Annotated in this window: 19 protein-coding genes; 10 read left to right on the plus strand and 9 right to left on the minus strand. The window is 52.4% G+C overall.

Features of this window, described 5'->3' with window-relative positions; all coding sequences use genetic code 11:
• Positions 1-43: 43 nt before the first annotated feature.
• Both AAIG39_RS23470 and hpxD read right to left on the minus strand, forming a co-directional pair.
• Complete coding sequence (locus tag AAIG39_RS23470) at positions 44-1,009, minus strand: PDR/VanB family oxidoreductase (RefSeq protein WP_343194856.1); 966 nt, start codon at positions 1,007-1,009, stop codon at positions 44-46.
• A gap of 8 nt (positions 1,010-1,017) precedes the next feature.
• The gene (gene hpxD / locus AAIG39_RS23475) at positions 1,018-2,055 is read right to left on the minus strand and encodes a molybdenum cofactor-independent xanthine hydroxylase subunit HpxD (protein WP_090086750.1); all 1,038 of its coding nucleotides are present in this window, start codon (positions 2,053-2,055) and stop codon (positions 1,018-1,020) included.
• A gap of 127 nt (positions 2,056-2,182) precedes the next feature.
• On the opposite strand from hpxD, the gene hpxR reads away from it, so the two are divergent.
• Positions 2,183-3,106, plus strand: a complete 924-nt coding sequence (gene hpxR / locus AAIG39_RS23480; RefSeq protein WP_249572845.1) for a LysR family hpxDE operon transcriptional regulator HpxR — start codon at positions 2,183-2,185, stop codon at positions 3,104-3,106.
• 55 nt (positions 3,107-3,161) lie between these two features.
• Here the strand turns inward: hpxR and hpxO are convergent, their stop codons facing one another.
• Complete coding sequence (gene hpxO / locus AAIG39_RS23485; protein ID WP_343194857.1) at positions 3,162-4,316, minus strand: FAD-dependent urate hydroxylase HpxO; 1,155 nt, start codon at positions 4,314-4,316, stop codon at positions 3,162-3,164.
• A 267-nt stretch (positions 4,317-4,583) separates the two neighbouring features.
• Here hpxO and AAIG39_RS23490 point away from each other — a divergent pair, with 267 nt between their 5' ends.
• From AAIG39_RS23490 to uraH, 3 genes are read left to right on the plus strand one after another with little or no spacing between them, the layout of a single operon-like run.
• On the plus strand, positions 4,584-5,966 hold the full coding sequence (locus AAIG39_RS23490) for a nucleobase:cation symporter-2 family protein (protein WP_343194858.1): 1,383 nt from the start codon (positions 4,584-4,586) through the stop codon (positions 5,964-5,966).
• Entirely contained in the window at positions 5,944-6,444 is a 501-nt protein-coding gene (gene uraD / locus AAIG39_RS23495) for a 2-oxo-4-hydroxy-4-carboxy-5-ureidoimidazoline decarboxylase (RefSeq protein WP_249572842.1), read from the plus strand. Before AAIG39_RS23490 ends, uraD begins: the two co-directional genes overlap by 23 nt.
• Complete coding sequence (gene uraH, locus AAIG39_RS23500; RefSeq protein WP_090086760.1) at positions 6,441-6,764, plus strand: hydroxyisourate hydrolase; 324 nt, start codon at positions 6,441-6,443, stop codon at positions 6,762-6,764. The genes uraD and uraH overlap by 4 nt, the downstream gene beginning before the upstream one ends.
• Positions 6,765-6,888: 124 nt before the next feature.
• On the opposite strand, the gene guaD is transcribed toward uraH, so the two are convergent.
• The 3 genes from guaD to AAIG39_RS23515 form a co-directional block, all read right to left on the minus strand.
• Complete coding sequence (gene guaD / locus AAIG39_RS23505; RefSeq protein ID WP_343194859.1) at positions 6,889-8,208, minus strand: guanine deaminase; 1,320 nt, start codon at positions 8,206-8,208, stop codon at positions 6,889-6,891.
• A 273-nt stretch (positions 8,209-8,481) separates the two neighbouring features.
• A complete protein-coding gene (locus tag AAIG39_RS23510) occupies positions 8,482-8,724 on the minus strand; it encodes an HTH-like domain-containing protein (protein ID WP_090086764.1) in 243 nt (80 codons plus the stop codon).
• Positions 8,725-9,113: 389 nt separating this feature from the next.
• Positions 9,114-9,440, minus strand: a complete 327-nt coding sequence (locus AAIG39_RS23515) for a winged helix-turn-helix transcriptional regulator (protein WP_090086766.1) — start codon at positions 9,438-9,440, stop codon at positions 9,114-9,116.
• A gap of 90 nt (positions 9,441-9,530) precedes the next feature.
• Between AAIG39_RS23515 and AAIG39_RS23520 the strand changes: the two genes are divergently transcribed.
• Positions 9,531-9,857: a nuclear transport factor 2 family protein gene (locus tag AAIG39_RS23520; RefSeq protein ID WP_249572839.1), complete on the plus strand. Its 327-nt coding sequence runs from the start codon at positions 9,531-9,533 to the stop codon at positions 9,855-9,857.
• Positions 9,857-10,636, plus strand: coding sequence for an SDR family oxidoreductase (locus tag AAIG39_RS23525; RefSeq protein ID WP_343194872.1), 780 nt, complete (start codon positions 9,857-9,859; stop codon positions 10,634-10,636). The genes AAIG39_RS23520 and AAIG39_RS23525 overlap by 1 nt, the downstream gene beginning before the upstream one ends.
• 57 nt (positions 10,637-10,693) lie before the next feature.
• On the opposite strand, the gene AAIG39_RS23530 is transcribed toward AAIG39_RS23525, so the two are convergent.
• Entirely contained in the window at positions 10,694-11,452 is a 759-nt protein-coding gene (locus tag AAIG39_RS23530; RefSeq protein ID WP_090086770.1) for an SDR family NAD(P)-dependent oxidoreductase, read from the minus strand.
• A gap of 157 nt (positions 11,453-11,609) precedes the next feature.
• Between AAIG39_RS23530 and AAIG39_RS23535 the strand changes: the two genes are divergently transcribed.
• The 3 genes from AAIG39_RS23535 to AAIG39_RS23545 all read left to right on the plus strand — a co-directional run bounded on the left by AAIG39_RS23535 (position 11,610) and on the right by AAIG39_RS23545 (position 14,357).
• On the plus strand, positions 11,610-12,191 hold the full coding sequence (locus AAIG39_RS23535; protein ID WP_343194873.1) for a TetR/AcrR family transcriptional regulator: 582 nt from the start codon (positions 11,610-11,612) through the stop codon (positions 12,189-12,191).
• A 349-nt stretch (positions 12,192-12,540) separates the two neighbouring features.
• Positions 12,541-13,230: a VIT1/CCC1 transporter family protein gene (locus AAIG39_RS23540; protein ID WP_090086773.1), complete on the plus strand. Its 690-nt coding sequence runs from the start codon at positions 12,541-12,543 to the stop codon at positions 13,228-13,230.
• A 212-nt stretch (positions 13,231-13,442) separates the two neighbouring features.
• Entirely contained in the window at positions 13,443-14,357 is a 915-nt protein-coding gene (locus tag AAIG39_RS23545; protein ID WP_343194860.1) for an ATP-grasp fold amidoligase family protein, read from the plus strand.
• A gap of 10 nt (positions 14,358-14,367) precedes the next feature.
• Here the strand turns inward: AAIG39_RS23545 and AAIG39_RS23550 are convergent, their stop codons facing one another.
• Together AAIG39_RS23550 and AAIG39_RS23555 are read right to left on the minus strand one after the other, a co-directional pair.
• On the minus strand, positions 14,368-15,444 hold the full coding sequence (locus AAIG39_RS23550) for a sensor histidine kinase (RefSeq protein ID WP_090086777.1): 1,077 nt from the start codon (positions 15,442-15,444) through the stop codon (positions 14,368-14,370).
• Positions 15,441-16,145 (minus strand): response regulator, encoded by a 705-nt coding sequence (locus tag AAIG39_RS23555; RefSeq protein WP_343194861.1) that lies wholly within the window; start codon positions 16,143-16,145, stop codon positions 15,441-15,443. Before AAIG39_RS23555 ends, AAIG39_RS23550 begins: the two co-directional genes overlap by 4 nt.
• A 375-nt stretch (positions 16,146-16,520) precedes the next feature.
• Between AAIG39_RS23555 and crrC the strand changes: the two genes are divergently transcribed.
• Entirely contained in the window at positions 16,521-16,943 is a 423-nt protein-coding gene (crrC, locus tag AAIG39_RS23560) for a colistin resistant protein CrrC (protein ID WP_343194862.1), read from the plus strand.
• The last annotated feature ends 75 nt before the right edge of the window (positions 16,944-17,018 follow it).

The raw sequence follows: 17,018 nt of genomic DNA on the forward strand, positions 1-17,018 counted from the left end.
ACAGAGCAGGCCAGCTCACCGGATATCAGGCCGTCATGGGTGATTATAAATCAATCACCAGTTCACCGGAGTGGCTACGGGAGCAGCACAGCGCGACATGTTGCGCGGCGGCGGATTTCTCTACTGCCGATTGCACGGTATCCCGGTGATCGACGACACCACCGAGGACCGGCGTCAGGCAGGCTCCGCAGATCCCCATTTCGCAGGAAAGCGGTACTGCCACGCCATTTTCCTGCAGCACCTGTGCAATGCTCTTGTTGGCCGGTACGGGCCATTTCTCACCGCTGGACGCCAGGGTAATGGTAAATGTTGCTTCATCCTGTGGCGTCGATGTCGGAGTAACGGGCACGAAGGCTTCGCTATGGATATGCGTCTGCGGCCACCCTTTCTTCACGGCAGCGTCCCTGACTGCCGTCATAAATCCCACCGGTCCGCAGGTGTAAATACGCTCTTCGCCGTCGGGAGTGGAAAGAATAGTCTCCAGCGTCTGGCGCGGGCTATCCCCCTCAGCAGAACAGTGCACCACGCAAATGCCATGGCTGAGCGGCCGGGAGAGTTCGCGCAAAAATGCGGCCTCTTCCCGCCGTTTGACGAAATAGTGCAGTACAAATGGCCTACCTGCGGCTTCCCGTTGCAGCAACATCGCATACAGGGGGGTGATGCCTATCCCGGCCGCCAGCAGCAGAACCGGACCATCGTCGCGCAGGGCAAACAGGTTGCGCGGCGCGGAAATCAACAGCTTCTGACCGGGGCGTAGCGTCTGGTGGATATAGCGTGAACCGCCACGTGAAGCGCTCTCCTGCGCCACACAAATAAGGTAGCTGTCCGCTCTGTTTTCGCCGGTCAGGGAATACTGGCGGATCAGGCCGCAGGGCAGATGGAGATCAATATGGGCACCCGGTTCCCAGCCGGGAAGCGCCTCGCCGCTGGCGCTAACCAGCCGCACGGCCAGACTCCTGTCACCCTGACACCACAACCCGTCAACCACCACATTCAGCATCTCGTTCATGGTGCACCTCATACCAGGAAAAACTCGCCAAAGCCCATTTTTTTCAGGCCCCGGCGATAGGCAATCGAACTTCTGTCTGCCGGAATATGGGCTTCCAGCGTCAGATCCAGCGGCAGCCTTTCCGGGCGCTGGGTTTCCACCATCAGGCGATCTTCTTCAAATACGCGCAGATTAAAGGCATGGACATCCTCGACGGGAACATGCAGGTCAAAATTACGCGCGATAGGCGCGAACATGCGGGTTACTCGCGAAGAAACCGGCGATGCGGCATTCATGATCACCAGCCGCGCCTCGCCGGGGAAATGGATCGTCAGCGTGGCGGTAAAGGGCAGATGCATTTCAAAATGGCGCAGCCACTGAAAGCCATCCGGCGCCTTATGTTCTGAGCTTGCCGGATAATTGCCTACCGAACTCCAGTAATCGGCGATAAAGCCGAACTCGGTTTCCTGCGGGTTATAATCGGGGACGACCTGATTACTGGCATCGGCAAAGGTTGCCGTGTGGATCCAGGCGAAATGGGCAACGTCCAGAAACCCTTCCACTTGCCGTCCGGCAAAACCGTTCACTTCAAAAGCCGGGCAGTTAATCTGCTGAAAACCTGCGTCATCCCAGTGGGGCATAGCAGGCAGCGGCTGAGGGTTTTGCGCATCAAACGCCAGGCATGTCCAGATCAGACCGTAGCGCTCTTCAACCGCATAGGTTAACAGATTGAGTTTTGCCGGGACTGCCTGGCCGGGGCTGGAAGGAATGCGGTTGCAGCGCCCATCCTCGCCGAAGCGCAGCCCGTGGTAGGGGCAGACGATCCCTTCGTCGTCGTGAAAACCGAGTGTCAGTGGCACGCCGCGATGCGGGCAGACATCGCGGGCGACCACCACCTGACCTTTTACCCGGTAAATCACCAGTTGTTCATCAAGCAGGGTGGCTTTTACTGGCGCGGCACCAATGTCGCAGGCGCGGGCGACCGGGTGCCAACATTTTGCCAGACGCAGCCAGTCCTCCGGTTCGAAGGTGCAATGGGCGGGTGGGGTGGGGAGTGCTGTTTTCATGGTCATCCTTCCTGCTCACGGAAAAGCAATTGTTTAATTGTTGTAACTTTATTGTTGTCATATTAGGGTGTGCACATCCATCACCATTAATTCACTGCCCCGTTGCAAAAAAGTGTACAGGTGCTGCATGAGTCCATTTTCGCGTTTCGCCCTCTATTTCGCCGAAGTTGCCCGCAGCGGCAGCCTGCGCCGCGCCGCAGAAAAATTGCATATCTCCCCCTCAGCCATTAACCGGCAGATCCTGCAGGCAGAGGAGGAGTTCGGAACGCCGCTGTTTGAACGGCTTCCGGAAGGCCTGCGGATGACCACTGCGGGAGAGTTGCTCTACGACAACCTGTTGCGCTGGCAAAAGGAGTTTCAGCTTACCCGGCAGAAATTTGATGAGCTCCAGGGGCTAAAACGTGGCACGGTCAGCGTGGGGATGGTGCAGGCGCTGGCCGAGGGGAATTTTGCCAGCGCGCTGGCCGATATTATCAGCGAGCAGCCCTGGCTGGAGTTGGTGTTACAGGTGGCGGACAGCCATACCGTCAGCCAAAAAGTGCGCCAGGCCGATCTCGATTTTGGTTTGATCCTCGACCCGGAAGGACAGGCAGGGCTGAACGTACTGGCCTTTGCCGAGCTGGAGATGGGGGTGGTAATGCGCCCGGATAATGAAATGGCCACGGCACCGGCATTGTCTCCGGGTGAGCTGAGCGAGGCGCGACATATACTGCCCGGCGCCCCCCTGATTGTGCATGATCGTGTCGGCATGCTTTATCGGCACTACGATCTGGCCCCGGCGAACACCATCAATTGCAACGATATCCGGCTTATCAAATCGCTGGTGTTAAAAGGCAGTGGGGTCACGGTGCTGAGCCTGCTGGATGTGCTGGACGAAGTGAAGAGCGGGCAACTGGCGTTTGTCCCGCTGCGTAACAAACTGCTGCGTCCGCTGACTCTGGCGCTGTGCACCGCGCCATCGCGCCAGCTTTCCCGTCCGGCGCAGATGGTCATCCAGAGGCTGACGACAGTGATGGAGGAGATGCAGGTTCTGCACCCGCCAGTGGTCTGATCCCCGGCGGCGCTATGCTTACCGGGGCTACGGCGCGTCGCAGCCGGGGGTATGATTACCCCAACGGCCCGCCCTGAATGGTGTCGCACAGGCCGTTGATAATGCGCTCGCCGCTCTCCTCTTTGAGTTCCTGATACCAGGCCTGCGTCAGCGCCATATCTTTGCCGTGCGTGATATCGCAGCGTTTGCGCGCCTTAAGTACCAGATCGCGCACCCGGTCACAGCGCTGCGCTTCATACTCACGCAACGCGCTTTCAATGTGGGTCTGTTCGCGAAAAATCTCCCCAAGCACTACTGCATCTTCCATTGCCGCGCAGCCGCCCTGGCCGATATCCGGCGTCGTGCTGTGCCCGGCATCGCCCAGCAGTGCCACTTTGCCACGCACCAGTTTATCGAATGGTTCGATATCATGGATCTCAATGCGGTTGGTGATCTGTGGATCAAGTGCGGCGATCAGCCGCTGAACCGGTGGTGCCCAGCCGCTAAAATAGCGCGTCAAATCGTCACGCAGCGTGGTGCGATCTTCGGCAAGCCCGGCAGGCAACGGCACATCGAAGAAAAAATAGAAACGTCCGTCTGAGACAGGCATCAGCGACACCCGTTTGCCTTCGCCGACAAACGTCGTCCACTGCTCGGCAGGGGCAATGGATTCGTCAACAGGGACCAGGCCATTCCAGTTGACGTAACCCGCGTAGCGGCGTTGCGGCGTATAGCCCAGCACGTAGGGACGCAGCGCCGAATGGCTGCCGTCGGCAGCAATCAGAAAATCGCCGTGTGCTGTACTGCCATCGGTAAACCACGCGGTAACGCCGTCGGCGTTCTCTTCCACGCCGCTGACCCGCTTGCCAAACTGCACATTATCGCGACCCCAGTAGTTGAGCATTTCGCGCTGCAGCTCCGCGCGCGATACCGGACACGGGCGACCGCCAACCCGTTCGACCAGGGGGGCAAGGCTAAATTGCGTCAGGGTTTCGCCCTGACGGTAATCTCTATAGGCCATAGAGCGCATCGGCCCGCCGTAAGTCTCCATTATCCCGCCCATACCCAGATGTTTCATGCACTTCACGCCGTTGGGCCAGATGGAAATCGCCGCACCGACGGGTTTAATCTCTTTTACCGCCTCAAAGACGTCACACGCAATCCCTGCATTCTTTAACGCGACGGCAGCGCTCAGTCCGCCAATTCCTGCGCCAATCACCAGTGCTTTCATTCTGCTCTCCTTTTATCTGCGTATAAAAGGCTCAGCAAATTGCGTACCAGGATGCTGGCAGGCGTAAGAGCAGGGTAAGTCAGTCAGTGCACCGTAGTGTTGCACTATTGTTGTGCATATTTGCATTAGTGTTGCCTTTTTGTGAATCAAAAATTTCTTGGTAAGCAGTAAGGAACCTAAAGTTTCAGCACGATGACAGGCGTTGTTGACTCTGGCCTGCTTTGTGCATCAGGCCGTTGACGCTCATTGATAACAGGATGCAGGACCATGTCTGATGAAAAAAACAACGGTTTATTGTACGGGCTGGAACAGCGGATCCCACCGTTACCCGCTTTTTTCAGTGCGTTACAGCATGTGCTGGCCGGGTTAGTCGGGATCATCACGCCGCCGCTGATCATCGGCGCGACGCTGGGGCTGGGCGAGTGGATGCCGTACCTGATCAGCATGTCGTTGCTGGCTTCGGGGATTGGTACATTTTTACAATCCAACCGCGTTTGGGGCGTTGGGGCCGGGATGATCTGTATGCAGGGCACCAGCTTTGCTTTTCTCGGCGTGGCTATCGCGGGTGGAATGTGGGTGAAAGGTCAGGGGGGCACCGCGCAGGATGTTATGGCGATGCTCTTTGGCGTGAACGTCGTTGCCGCGCTGGTACCGGTTATTGTCAGCCGTTTTATTGAGCCGCTTAAACGCATCTTTACGCCGATCATTACTGGCAGTGTGATCGCCCTTATTGGTATTAGCCTGATTAAAGTCAGCGTGAATAACTGGTGCGGCGGTGTGCAGGCAAAAGATTTTGGCAGCATGAGCAATATCGCCACTGGCGCAGGTACGCTGGCGGTGATTGTGTTGCTGAGTTGCGCGAAGAACCGCTGGTTGCGCCTCTCTTCCGTGGTGGTCGGTATTGCTGTTGGCTGTATTGCGGCGGCGCTTGCCGGTAAGTTCCATTTCAATGGTCTGGGCGAGACCTGGTTTCGTTTGCCGGCGCTGTTCCCGTTTGGTTTCCAGTTCAACGGTGCCATTTTTCTGCCGGTGGCGCTGGTATCGCTGGTCTGTATTCTTGAGGCGGTAGGCGATCTCACCGCCAACTGTTTGATCTCCCACCAGCCGATTGATGACAGCGCCTCTCGCTCCCGGCTGAAAGGCGGCATCCTCGCTGACGGCATCAGTTGCATGATTGCGGCGATGCTCTGTGCTTTTCCGAATACGACCTTTGCGCAAAACAATGGCGTCATCCAGATGACCGGCGTGGCAAGTCGCTTTGTCGGGCGCTATATCGGCGTGATCCTGATTTTACTCGGGCTATTTCCGCCATTTGGTGAAGTGCTGCGCCAGATCCCACTGCCGGTACTGGGTGGCGCGACCATGGTGATGTTTGGTTGCGTTGTGGCCGCTGGCATCCGCATCATTACCCAGAATCCGTTAACTCGCCGCGACATGTTGATTGTCGGTCTGGCGTTCGGTTTCGGTATGGGCGTCGAAGCTGTACCGGCTTTTCTCGCCCATTTCCCGGCGATTATCGGTAATCTGTTTGGCTCAGCGGCCACCTGCGGCGGTTTAGTGGCGATTGTGCTGAATCTTATTATTCCGGAAGAAAAACCGGCTATCGTTGCTGATGCAAGGAGTCACGATGATCGCGCTGAATCACTTTAATCAACTGGACGCTGATGCCGCGATGGCGCTGCTGGCACCTTGCGTTGCGCTCCCCGGCTGGACAGCGGCGCTGGTTGCTGCACGTCCGTTTGCCACTCTTGCCGCGCTGCACCACACCGCGCAGACGCTGGCTGAATCCTGGGGAAGTGCCGAGCTGGAACAGGCGCTGAGCGCACATCCGCGTATTGGCGAAAAACCCGCAGGTCAGCAGACGCATGCCGCGTTGTCGCGCCAGGAGCAGTCGGCGGTAAATGCAGATGACACACAGCTGGCCGGGGCGTTGCGCACAGGCAATGCACGCTATGAAGCGCGTTTTGGCCGGGTCTTCTTAATTCGGGCTAAAGGCCGCAGCGGGGAAGAGATCCTGCATGCGCTTGAACAGCGGCTGGCTAACAGCGACGCCGAAGAAATGGCGGTGGCGCTGGAACAGTTACGGGAAATTACCTTATTACGACTGGCAGGAGCGATTGGCGAATGAGCAGCCTCAGTACACATATCCTTGATATTTCTACCGGTAAACCGGCACCCGGCGTAACGGTGTTTCTGGCGCGCGATGAGCACGTGCTGGCACAGAGTATTACCGACAGCAATGGGCGGATTGGTGCGTTTTCCGTGCCGCTGACACCGGGGCGTTACCGGCTGGTAGCGCAGACCGGGGAGTGGTTTGCACAGCACGATGTGGCGACACTGTTTCCCTGTGTGCAAATTGACTTTGTGATTGCAGAAGGGGCAGAAGAACATTTCCATCTGCCGTTTTTAATTGCCCCCGGCGGCTGGTCAACCTATCGCGGAAGCTAATTTGGGCGTAAGTTTTTGCAGCTGATCTCCCCGGTGGCGCTGACGCTTGCCGGGGCTACGTAATATCGCTGTCTGTAAGAGGGTAACCCGGGTAAGGCGCTTGCGCCGTCACCCGGGAGAGAGGTTACTCCTTCGCCGCATTCCCCCAGGCGCGCTGACCGTTAATCCACGTCTCGCTGATATTGCGGTCATCGCCAAGTGTCATCAGCACAAACAGTTGCTCATAAATATCCTTGCAGCGCTCGTTACGCAGGCGCTGTAACGGGGTAACCGACGGGTCGATGACCACAAAGTCAGCCTCTTTCCCGACGGCGAAATTGCCAATTTTGTCGTCCAGACGCAGGGCATATGCGCCGCCAAGCGTGGCGTGATAGAACGCTTCGCTGGCGCGCAGACGATAGCTTTGCAACTGTCCTACTTTGTAGGCCTCGCCCAATGTACGTAACATACTGAACGTCGTGCCTGCGCCCACATCCGTGCCAATGCCCATGCGAACCTTGTGCTGCCAACTGGCGGGAAGGCGGAACAGCCCGCTGCCGAGAAACAGATTTGAGGTCGGGCAGAACGCCACTGCGGAACCGGTATCATGCAGGCACTGCCACTCCTCATCATGCAGATGGATGCCATGCGCAAAGACGCTCCCCTCGCCGGTCAGCCCATAATGGTGGTAAACATCGAGATAGCGTTCATGCTCAGGCCAGAGATCATTAACCCATGCCACTTCATTGGGGTTTTCACTTAAATGCGTCTGCAGCCAGGTCTGCGGAAACTCCTCGCGCAAACGGCGCACCGCATCAAGCAATTCGGGTGTTGAGGTAGGCGCAAAGCGTGGTGTAAGGGCGTAGCCCAGCCGCCCCTGATCCTGCCAGCGCAGGATCAATTCACGGGTTTGCCGGTAACTCTCTTCGGCGGTTTCACTCAGATACTCGGGTGCATGACGATCCATCATCACTTTACCGGCAATCAGGCGCATATTCAGGCGTAATGCTTCGCTAAACAGGGCGTTGACCGACTCAGGATGCAGCGTACAGAACACCATTGCCGTGGTGGTGCCGTGGCTGAGCAGTTGATCAATAAAGAACCTGGCAATCTCTGTCGCGTAAGCTTCATCGGCAAACTGGCTCTCTACCGGGAAAGTGTAAGTGGTCAGCCACTCCAGCAGTTGTTCGCCAAACGCGCCGATCATCTCCGTTTGCGGGTAATGGACATGGGCATCGATAAAACCGGGCAGCAGCAGCTTGCCACGCCTGTCGGTATAGCCTTTTTGCGCATCCAGATGCTGCTCTCCCTCCTGCCAGGTCATTCGCGCCTGTATCTGTCCGTCGCGAATAAACAGCAGCCCGTCTTCAATAAAACGTGCATTAAGGGCGATATCGTCTGCGCTATCGCAGACCTGGGCAATATCAAACAGTGCGCCGCGGATCGCGACATGGTAGTCAATCATCTTTTCTGCCTTCGTTGTTTCCGTACGGGTAAAAAATTAATGCAATATGAGTGCCAGCGTCCGGTGAACAACAGGTCGCCGCGGGGAATATCCTTATATCTGCCCATCGACAGGGGCGAAAAGTCGCTGTTCCAGGAGAGAGAAGAGAGCGTGTACATCTACGGAAACGTGCACGCAGCATAAGTGCTAACGGTGAAAAGAGACGATTTGATTACAGCATAATGACAAGCAGATTTAGCCGGGCATGAGCAGCAACGCCACGGTCAATGCCACTCAAATTTTCGAAACATCCAGCCCGGCGGCTTTCAGGCGACTGAAGATTTTAACCATCTTACTGACGACTGTTCTGAATGACTGGTTAACCCCAATCCGGTCACAAACAATGTCGCTGGGTACATGCTTCAACTCATCAGCATATTTAATAAGTTGCAGATGCATTTCAGCCGATTTGGCACGAGGTGGGGCGTCACGCAGAGCCTTTTTAATCTCTGCAAAGATGTATTCCTGATTATCCATTAAATAGACCTTAATTGTTTTGCTGCGAAGTATTACTGAGAATGATTTACTTTTAACACATATTCGAGCGATAAATGGAAGGTATAAACTCCACATTATGAAGATATATCCTCTGTGGGAAATCTCCCCTGTTTTTCCGCACCTGTGCGCCATGATTCGCACGGGCCCATGGCGCGACATTTTCATGATGTCCCGGTTGTATCAACCCGCCGGACTTTATTAACGAGGAGCAGGCCAGTTAACGTCGTAAAATAAACGGTAAGGGGCAGGATCGCGTTCTGAATTCGCTCTCTTTACTTAGGAGTAATACATTGAGAGAACGAAAAGAGAATCAACGCAAAGGCGTGGCCATCGCGTTTTTCTCGTAATTAAAGGGGGCTGGCTGAGCGCTAACCCTCGCGTTTTTCAGCCCATTTGAGCATGGCATCCAGTGCCGGGCAAAGCGCCTGACCCCACTCGGTGAGTCGATATTCCACCTTCGGTGGCACCTGGGGATATACCGTGCGTGACACGATCCCATCAGATTCCAGCTGCCGCAATTGCTGGGCGAGCATCTTCTGCGAAATAGCCGGGATCAGTTTTTCAAAATCGGAATAGCGCTGCACTTTTCCATCGAAGAGATGAAAAAGAATAATTAATTTCCATCGGCCTTCGAGCAGACGCAGTACCTGTTCCACGCCGCTTGCAGCAGATTCCGGACTATATAACTTACTCATAATTCAGTAGCTCACTTTTTCGTGCGTACTTGTCAATTTCACAGTCTATGTTGAATATACCCGTACTGTAAATAACGGGAGTCAGGAGCCATGTCTTTATTATTACCGCACGCTATTTCGACCTATTTTGCGATAAGCAATGGCGGCGATATCGCCAGCGTTGAACACTGCTTTACCGCCGGAGCTATTGTAAAAGATGAAGGTAAAACCCATCAGGGACATGCGGCGATCGCGGCATGGCAACGTGCCGCTCAAACCGCATTTGACTACAGCGTTGAACCGCTTGATATGTTCACCGAAGGTGACAGGGTAACCGTCACTTCGAAGGTTGTCGGTAATTTTCCCGGCAGCCCGGTTACGCTCAGCCATGCTTTCGGGCTGGTTGATGGCAAGATCAACACGCTGGAGATCGTATGATGGCGCTAAATCTTGATTTCCAGGGCAAACGCGTGCTGGTTACTGCGGGCACCAAAGGCGTTGGCAAAGCGGTCGTCGGGCTATTAAAAGAGTTGGGTGCCCGCGTGTTAACCACCGCGCGCCACGCTCCTGCGCACAACGTTGCCGATGCGTTTGTAGCGGCGGATCTGACCACCGTTGAAGGATGTGCCAGCGTAGCGCAGGCTGTTCAGGCGCACCTGGGCGGTGTCGACGCCATCATTCATGTGGCGGGCGGTTCTACGTCTCCCGGCGGTGGTTTTGCGGCGCTGGGCGAAGAGGAGTGGCAGCAGGAACTCAATCTTAATCTGTTGCCCGCGGTACGCCTGGATCGCGCTCTGTTGCCAGGGATGGTGGCGCAGGGGAGTGGGGTGATCATCCATGTTACCTCTATCCAGCGCGAACTGCCGTTACCAGAATCGACAACCGGCTATGCGGCGGCCAAAGCGGCGCTATCGGCATACAGCAAAAGCCTGTCGAAAGAGGTCTCGCCGAAAGGCATTCGTGTGGTTCGCGTTGCGCCGGGCTGGATCGAAACCGAAGCCTCAGTGGCAATGGCGGAACGACTGGCGCAGCAGGCGGGAACCGATTACGAAGGTGGCAAGCAGATCATCATGAATGCCCTGGGAGGGATCCCGCTGGGGCGTCCATCAAAACCCATTGAAGTGGCGAATCTGATTGTTTTCCTTGCCTCTCCTTATGCTGCCATCATCACCGGTACTGAATATGTGATAGACGGTGGCACTATTCCGACGGTGTAACCCTGCCTTAACTGGCCTGCACTCATAAGCCGGATCTCTCCGGCTTAAAGGACAGCGTTAAATGCTCAGTCCACCAGCGATATCAATAACGCCGCCTGTGATATAGCCCCCTTGCGGACCTGCCAGATATGTCACCATGGCGGCAACTTCTTCGAGCGTGGCAATACGACGGATGGGATGGAGAGCTATCAGCGATTCAGGAACCGATTCGCCTAACGCCTCACGCTGCATATCCGTGGGCATAATGCCGGGCTGGATAACGTTCACCGTGATGTTTTTTTCACCCAGATCCCGCGCCACGCCTTTTGCATAGCCGACAATTGCCGCTTTCGTTCCGGCATAATCGGCGACGCCCGCGAAGGGAACATGCCCCCCCAGCAGCGAACCAATGAAGATAATTCGCCCGTCCGCAGAGAGAACCTGCGCTGCGGCGCGGGTTACACTGACCGGCCCCATTACGTTGGTTTGCCACTGACGGTCAAGATTACGGGTATCCAGTTCCGGGTCATCCACCGTTTTCCCCTGAACCGCAATGGCCGCGTTATTCACCAGAATATTGAGTTTGCCGAACTGAGAAATCACTTCCTGGATAAGCGGTTGTGCGGCAGACATGTCCGCTTGATCGCTCTGGATGGCGATAGCCCGCACGCCCTTTAACCGCAGCTTTTCAGCCACGGCCTCCGCTTTATCGCGAGAGGCAACATAGGTAATCGCTACATCCGCGCCCTGTTCGGCGAATTGCTCAGCGATGACAGCGCCAAGCCCGCGAGATCCGCCAGTCACAAGCGCTACTTTACCCGCTAACGATTTTTGCATAACAACAATCCTTCTTTAAAAACTGCGTTGCCCGGTATGGGGAGTAAGACGATTTTGCAAAATTACGTAATCATCGTTACGTAACGAACGTTATGGAATTAGACTTATCGCGTCAAGCGATTTAATATCGATCGTTATGAAAAAATGAGGTCAGGTGATGGGACGTAGTCGCGAATTTGATGTGGGAAAGGCGCTTGATGCCGCGCTGGGGGTTTTCTGGAGTAAAGGATATGAAGGCGCGTCATATTCTGATTTAACTAAAGCTACTGGCGTGGAACGCCCGGCGCTTTACTCTGCTTTCGGAAACAAAGAAGCGCTGTTTCTGCGCGCCCTGGAACGTTACTACGACCATTACCTGGATTTCTTTCCGGCGGCACTGGCGCAGCCAACGGCAAAAGCGGTGGTGGCCTTTATCCTGCGCGCCGCAGCGGATCTGCACACCCGCTATCCGGAACACACCGGATGTCTGGGGATCAACGGCGCGCTGGCTTGTTCTGACGATGCAAAGCCAGTACAAAAAGCATTGATTGAAGCGCGTGAAAACGGAGAAATTCAGTTACGCCAGCGGTTTGAACAGGCGAAAGTACAGGGCGATCTGCCTCAGGATGCTGATTGCGAAGCGCTGGCCGCCTATGTGTGTGCCGTACTGCATGGGATGGCCATTCAGGCCAAAGCAGGCTTTAGCCGGGAAAGGCTGGATGCCATCAGCAGTCAGGTATTAGCAGGCTGGCCAACGTGACCGATGCTTTTACACCATAGCAGGCGTAGCCAGTCTGAGAACAACACGAAAAGAACGGAAGTGAAGGTTATCAGCAATGATGCCTGGAACCGTAGAATATTAGCCAGTCAAAAAGCGTAAAATAAAAACACAGGTAAAGACGCGCTTTTTATGCCGTTACTGAACAACGATGATATCTATTATCATTTCACCTAAAAAAGCCTGGGTAATATTATTTAAATTTTTTACGGTTAGCCATTATTCAACGTTAATACAATCTTAAGATTTAACCCCCATAATAAAAAATGCGCATTTTGCTATATGAGCAATACTGGTGTTTTAACCTGCACATTTCCTGGAAAACAGAAAAATGCATCCTGAACGACACAGCATTGAAAGCGTGGGATGGTTAAGAGCGGCCGTACTGGGGGCTAACGACGGCATTGTTTCCACTGCAAGCCTCGTTCTCGGGGTGGCGTCGGCGAATCCTAACCCTGCAGCTATTTTACTGGCGGGGATCGCCGGACTGGTTGCGGGCGCGATGTCGATGGCGACAGGGGAATATGTATCTGTCTCCTCTCAGTCTGATACAGAAAACGCTGCTCTCGCCCAGGAAAAAAAGGAACTGGAAACAGATTACCAGGGGGAAGTACAGGAGCTGACATCACTGTATATGCAACGGGGAGTGGAGCCAGCGCTTGCCAGGCAGGTTGCACAACAGCTGATGATGAAAGATGCGCTTGACGCCCACGCACGGGAAGAGCTTGGCCTGACAGGTACGAATTCTGCGCAGCCTCTGCAGGCGGCCCTCTTCTCGGCAGGGAGCTTTTCTGCCGGCGCGGTGCTACCTGTAATCGTTGCCTGGCTTACCCCCACGCCGCTGATTTCTGTACTCATCATCCTTTCCACCCTTTTTTCCCTGGCTGTCCTTGGCTATATCTCTTCGGTGGTGAGCAAAGCGAATCCGGTCAGGGCAATCATCAGAATTATGTTCTGGAGTAGCATGGCTATGGTGTTATCGATGGGAATCGGCCATCTTGCCGGACAAACACTGTTTTAGCACACGCGTTAATTCGCAGAAAAATATGCTCAGCGAACTCAATATTTACCAGTATTAAGTTGCGAAAAGCCCGGTCTGAATTCTGGCCGCAGGCTTTGGCATTTAAATAGACAAGCATTATTTATCGCCGCATGCTCCACACTCTCTCCATTAACTGAACAATATAAATCAATCATTCTCCGACACAATATCGATTGTGCCCAGGAGGAACCATGAATAAGTTTAATTACATTCTCAAATACACTGAATATTTAATCCGAAAAAGCAGGGTGTTTGTTACTACGGATCTTTACTTTCATACAGCCGCGCTTAACAAAATATACGGAAGACCTTCAAGCCTGATTCAGCCAGTGACATTGAGTGAGAAAATATGTCATCGGCTAGTGTTTGATCGTAATCCTTTTTATACATTATTAGCAGATAAGCTCGCCGTCCGGGAATATGTCCATGCCAGAACCAAACGGGTTAAAACCATCCCCTTGATTGGCATCTACCACAGAGTTGACGATATTGATTTTAGCATGTTACCGGAATGCTTTGTGTTAAAATGTAATCACGACAGTGGAAGTACGGTAATTTGTACAGATAAAGACAGCTTTGAGCCTGCGAAAGCATTAAATAAGTTAAAGCTTGCGCTCAATAAAAACATGTATTACACCACCAGAGAATGGCAGTACAAATCTATAACGCCGGTTATTCTCTGCGAAAAGTATATCGATATTTTTTCTGGGGCGGTAAAAAAACAGACGCCTGAAATGTTAAGAATACACTGCTTTCATGGTGTGGCTTGTTTCGTTGAAGCCGATTTTACTGATGAAAGCGGCAACGAATACATTAATGTTTATGACAGATCATGGAAGCTACAACCTTTTCAGATGGAATACCCAAACACACCAGATGCCATTGAGGAACCAGCATTATTCTATAGCGCAATTATTGCGGCTCAGGAGCTGGCAGGTGAGATTGACTATGGTCGTGTCGATTTGATGCTGCAAGGGAATGAAATTTATTTTAGTGAAATAACATTAAGCCCTATGCGCGGGAAGCTAAAGATCACACCTGCAAGCTGGAACGTAAAATTAGGGGAGATGTGGGATCTGACGTTGTGTAAAAGCAGGCTCAATTGAGCCTGCGTTATTATTTTTGGTCCTGGCTAACTGGCCACGACAGCTTAAAAATTGAGTGATTTTCAGGTGTCAGGGTGTAAGTTGCATTCCCTCCGTGGGCGAGCATGATCGCTCTGACCACCGATAATCCTAAGCCGCACCCCTCAGGGTTACTCTTTCTTGCATATTCTCCTCGTTGAAAAGGCTGAAATAAGAGACTGTGGAGTTCCTCAGGAATGCCTGGGCCGCTGTCTTCAACGAGGATGACGTTCTCTTTTCCGGCAATGCCATTTTTTACCCGTAGCGATCGTGATGATGAGTATTTTAAGGCATTATCAAAAAGCACGGTCAGGCATTGCATAATACGCATAGGGTCACAGAAACACCGCTGGTGCTCAAGTTCGGTTGTGATAGTAAAGTGTTCGCGCTGCAATTCCGGCAAGAAATTATCCAGCACACTGGTAATCGTTACCTCAAGATCGGTCTCACTGAGGGTTAGCGTATATCCGGCTCCGCCGTAAGAACTTACAACCCGCAAATCTTCGATTAAATGCGCCAGACCTTCGGTTTGCTTAAGCAGGTTTTGAAACAGTACGGGCGCAGGCTCGAACACACCGTCAACCAGTCCTTGCAGCCGTCCTCTCAGAATAGTCACCGGGGTTCTAAGTTCATGAGCGATGGCTGAATTCCATAAATTGCGCTGAATATCCAGTGTTTGCAGTTTTTCTGCCATTTCGTTGAAATCATTGACCAGATTATTCATCTCTCCCAACTGAGAGCTCGTACAGGTTGCCCTTGCGTCAAGATTGCCCTGTGAAATCTGTTTCAGGCTATACGCTACCGCATTTAGCGGCGTCAAAATTCTTGAAGACAGTTTCACCGTAAAGAAGAGAGAAACGACCAGACTGGTCAGTGAAGCAATCATGATCCACAGCCAGTCCACCAGGGTCATCTCATCTTCGTTTCCTGTCAGGGCACTCCCCGGCAGATAGTTAATTAAGAAACTATAAAATAAATAAGAGCCCAGAACGGCGATAGCAATAATAATGAAGGTGAGCGACACCATATAGGTCAATATTTGACGACTAAGAATAGGATCTTTTTTCATTTATTCTCACCCAGGCGATAACCCAGCCCTCTGATACTCTCCGGGCTCCCTTTGAGCCCCGCATTCTCAAGCTTTTTGCGCAGCTTACTCATGTGGCTGTCCACGGTTCTGTCCAGTGAATCACCTTCTGGCAGGCAGGCATCAAGTAACTCTTCGCGTGAGCATACCTTTCGCGGATTTCGCGCCAGGTAGGTGAGAAGTTTAAATTCAGTCGTCGTCAACGTCGGCGTGACGACCTCATCCGTGACGGTTATCTCCACATAAAAATCATCAGGATAAATGGTCAGGTAAGTTGTTCTTATTGGTCTTGTATTCGCAACTTCTGTATTCATTCGAGTTCTGCGCAGTACAGCTTCAACCCTTGCAATAACCTCCGAAGGGTTAAACGGTTTTATCACATAATCGTCAGCCCCGAGCCGCAACCCCATCAGTTTATCGACATCCTGATCAAGTGCCGTCACCATGATAACCGGTACGTTACTCTCTTTGCGCAAGGTTGTAAGAACATTCCATCCGTCATAAACAGGTAGATGGATATCGAGTAAGATGAGGTCTGGCTTGTGCAGACGAGTAAAATTTATTGCCTGCTCACCATCCCTGGCCCGGAAGGTTTTCATACCCGCGCGTTGCAAATAGCTTATCAGGATGTCGGCAATTTCATCGTCGTCTTCAGCGACAATGATCAGGTTATCTTTGTTCATTTTATCTTCCATCAGTACCGATGATAGAAATTAATCTATCTTAAGAGATCTTATGTCGTAATTGTTTAAAGGTTATTGAATACAATATGCGTAAAGTTTGCATACCTGATATTACTCCCTACTAAAAACAATCTGACAGTCGAAATTCGAAAAAGTTTCATTTTCATGTGTTTTTCCGAAGGACGTAGAGTATGTGAGGGCTTCTCCATACTGGCTACACAATACCGAAATGAACAATCAACAATCTGATGCAATCATTTTCAACGGGATAAACCCGGCAAGAGGCCGTTCGTAATTTATTGCAAAATTTATAACGTCTAAATCCAGCGCTTTATGCGTAATTTATGCACGCTAAATTGTGTCAGGGAAAATAATATGAAAAACATTGAATGTATTTTTCAAAAAATAATTCGGGACTCTCTTTTATTTTTTCTGGTGCCATGCACATTACTCTTTCCGTGGGTATTTGTAGCTCACACTATTGAAGAAAAAACAGATGTGGCGCTTATCTCATTGCCCCTGGCGCTTGCGTGTGTCGTCATCGCTTTTTTCTTTTTTATCATCCAAAAGAAACCGGGGGCATTAAAAGAATTAGCCGTCATAACGTTCTATGTCATTGTTGTCTTTATTTATACTATTCTGGTGTTCAATTTACTTCTCACTACCATGCCGGGGCTGGATGATTTTATATTTTATTATGGGTTTTTTTTGAGCGTACTTTTCTTCGGTTCGCCAGTGTACTTGTTGATTCGGATGATTTGGACTTTTTTCACAATGAAACAAAGGAGTGATACATAAATGTAGAACAAATGTCTGGCTCCACACTCTTTCCATAAACCTGCAATACGTGGTCAATATCAACTTCTTATCATT

Origin of the sequence: Phytobacter palmae (assembly GCF_039409775.1) — a bacterium.
GTDB classification, from domain to species: domain Bacteria; phylum Pseudomonadota; class Gammaproteobacteria; order Enterobacterales; family Enterobacteriaceae; genus Phytobacter; species Phytobacter palmae.

What these genes read in the sequence shown, in the direction of transcription:
- AAIG39_RS23530 (WP_090086770.1), bottom strand. Translation starts at nt 11,452, where the DNA reads ATGCAAAAATCGTTAGCGGGTAAAGTAGCGCTTGTGACTGGCGGATCT.
- AAIG39_RS23520 (WP_249572839.1), top strand. Translation starts at nt 9,531, where the DNA reads ATGTCTTTATTATTACCGCACGCTATTTCGACCTATTTTGCGATAAGC.
- AAIG39_RS23550 (WP_090086777.1), bottom strand. Translation starts at nt 15,444, where the DNA reads ATGAAAAAAGATCCTATTCTTAGTCGTCAAATATTGACCTATATGGTG.
- hpxD (WP_090086750.1), bottom strand. Translation starts at nt 2,055, where the DNA reads ATGAAAACAGCACTCCCCACCCCACCCGCCCATTGCACCTTCGAACCG.
- AAIG39_RS23490 (WP_343194858.1), top strand. Translation starts at nt 4,584, where the DNA reads ATGTCTGATGAAAAAAACAACGGTTTATTGTACGGGCTGGAACAGCGG.
- guaD (WP_343194859.1), bottom strand. Translation starts at nt 8,208, where the DNA reads ATGATTGACTACCATGTCGCGATCCGCGGCGCACTGTTTGATATTGCC.
- AAIG39_RS23470 (WP_343194856.1), bottom strand. Translation starts at nt 1,009, where the DNA reads ATGAACGAGATGCTGAATGTGGTGGTTGACGGGTTGTGGTGTCAGGGT.
- hpxO (WP_343194857.1), bottom strand. Translation starts at nt 4,316, where the DNA reads ATGAAAGCACTGGTGATTGGCGCAGGAATTGGCGGACTGAGCGCTGCC.
- AAIG39_RS23525 (WP_343194872.1), top strand. Translation starts at nt 9,857, where the DNA reads ATGGCGCTAAATCTTGATTTCCAGGGCAAACGCGTGCTGGTTACTGCG.
- AAIG39_RS23540 (WP_090086773.1), top strand. Translation starts at nt 12,541, where the DNA reads ATGCATCCTGAACGACACAGCATTGAAAGCGTGGGATGGTTAAGAGCG.
- AAIG39_RS23555 (WP_343194861.1), bottom strand. Translation starts at nt 16,145, where the DNA reads ATGAACAAAGATAACCTGATCATTGTCGCTGAAGACGACGATGAAATT.
- AAIG39_RS23510 (WP_090086764.1), bottom strand. Translation starts at nt 8,724, where the DNA reads ATGGATAATCAGGAATACATCTTTGCAGAGATTAAAAAGGCTCTGCGT.
- uraH (WP_090086760.1), top strand. Translation starts at nt 6,441, where the DNA reads ATGAGCAGCCTCAGTACACATATCCTTGATATTTCTACCGGTAAACCG.
- uraD (WP_249572842.1), top strand. Translation starts at nt 5,944, where the DNA reads ATGATCGCGCTGAATCACTTTAATCAACTGGACGCTGATGCCGCGATG.
- AAIG39_RS23515 (WP_090086766.1), bottom strand. Translation starts at nt 9,440, where the DNA reads ATGAGTAAGTTATATAGTCCGGAATCTGCTGCAAGCGGCGTGGAACAG.
- AAIG39_RS23545 (WP_343194860.1), top strand. Translation starts at nt 13,443, where the DNA reads ATGAATAAGTTTAATTACATTCTCAAATACACTGAATATTTAATCCGA.
- crrC (WP_343194862.1), top strand. Translation starts at nt 16,521, where the DNA reads ATGAAAAACATTGAATGTATTTTTCAAAAAATAATTCGGGACTCTCTT.
- AAIG39_RS23535 (WP_343194873.1), top strand. Translation starts at nt 11,610, where the DNA reads ATGGGACGTAGTCGCGAATTTGATGTGGGAAAGGCGCTTGATGCCGCG.
- hpxR (WP_249572845.1), top strand. Translation starts at nt 2,183, where the DNA reads ATGAGTCCATTTTCGCGTTTCGCCCTCTATTTCGCCGAAGTTGCCCGC.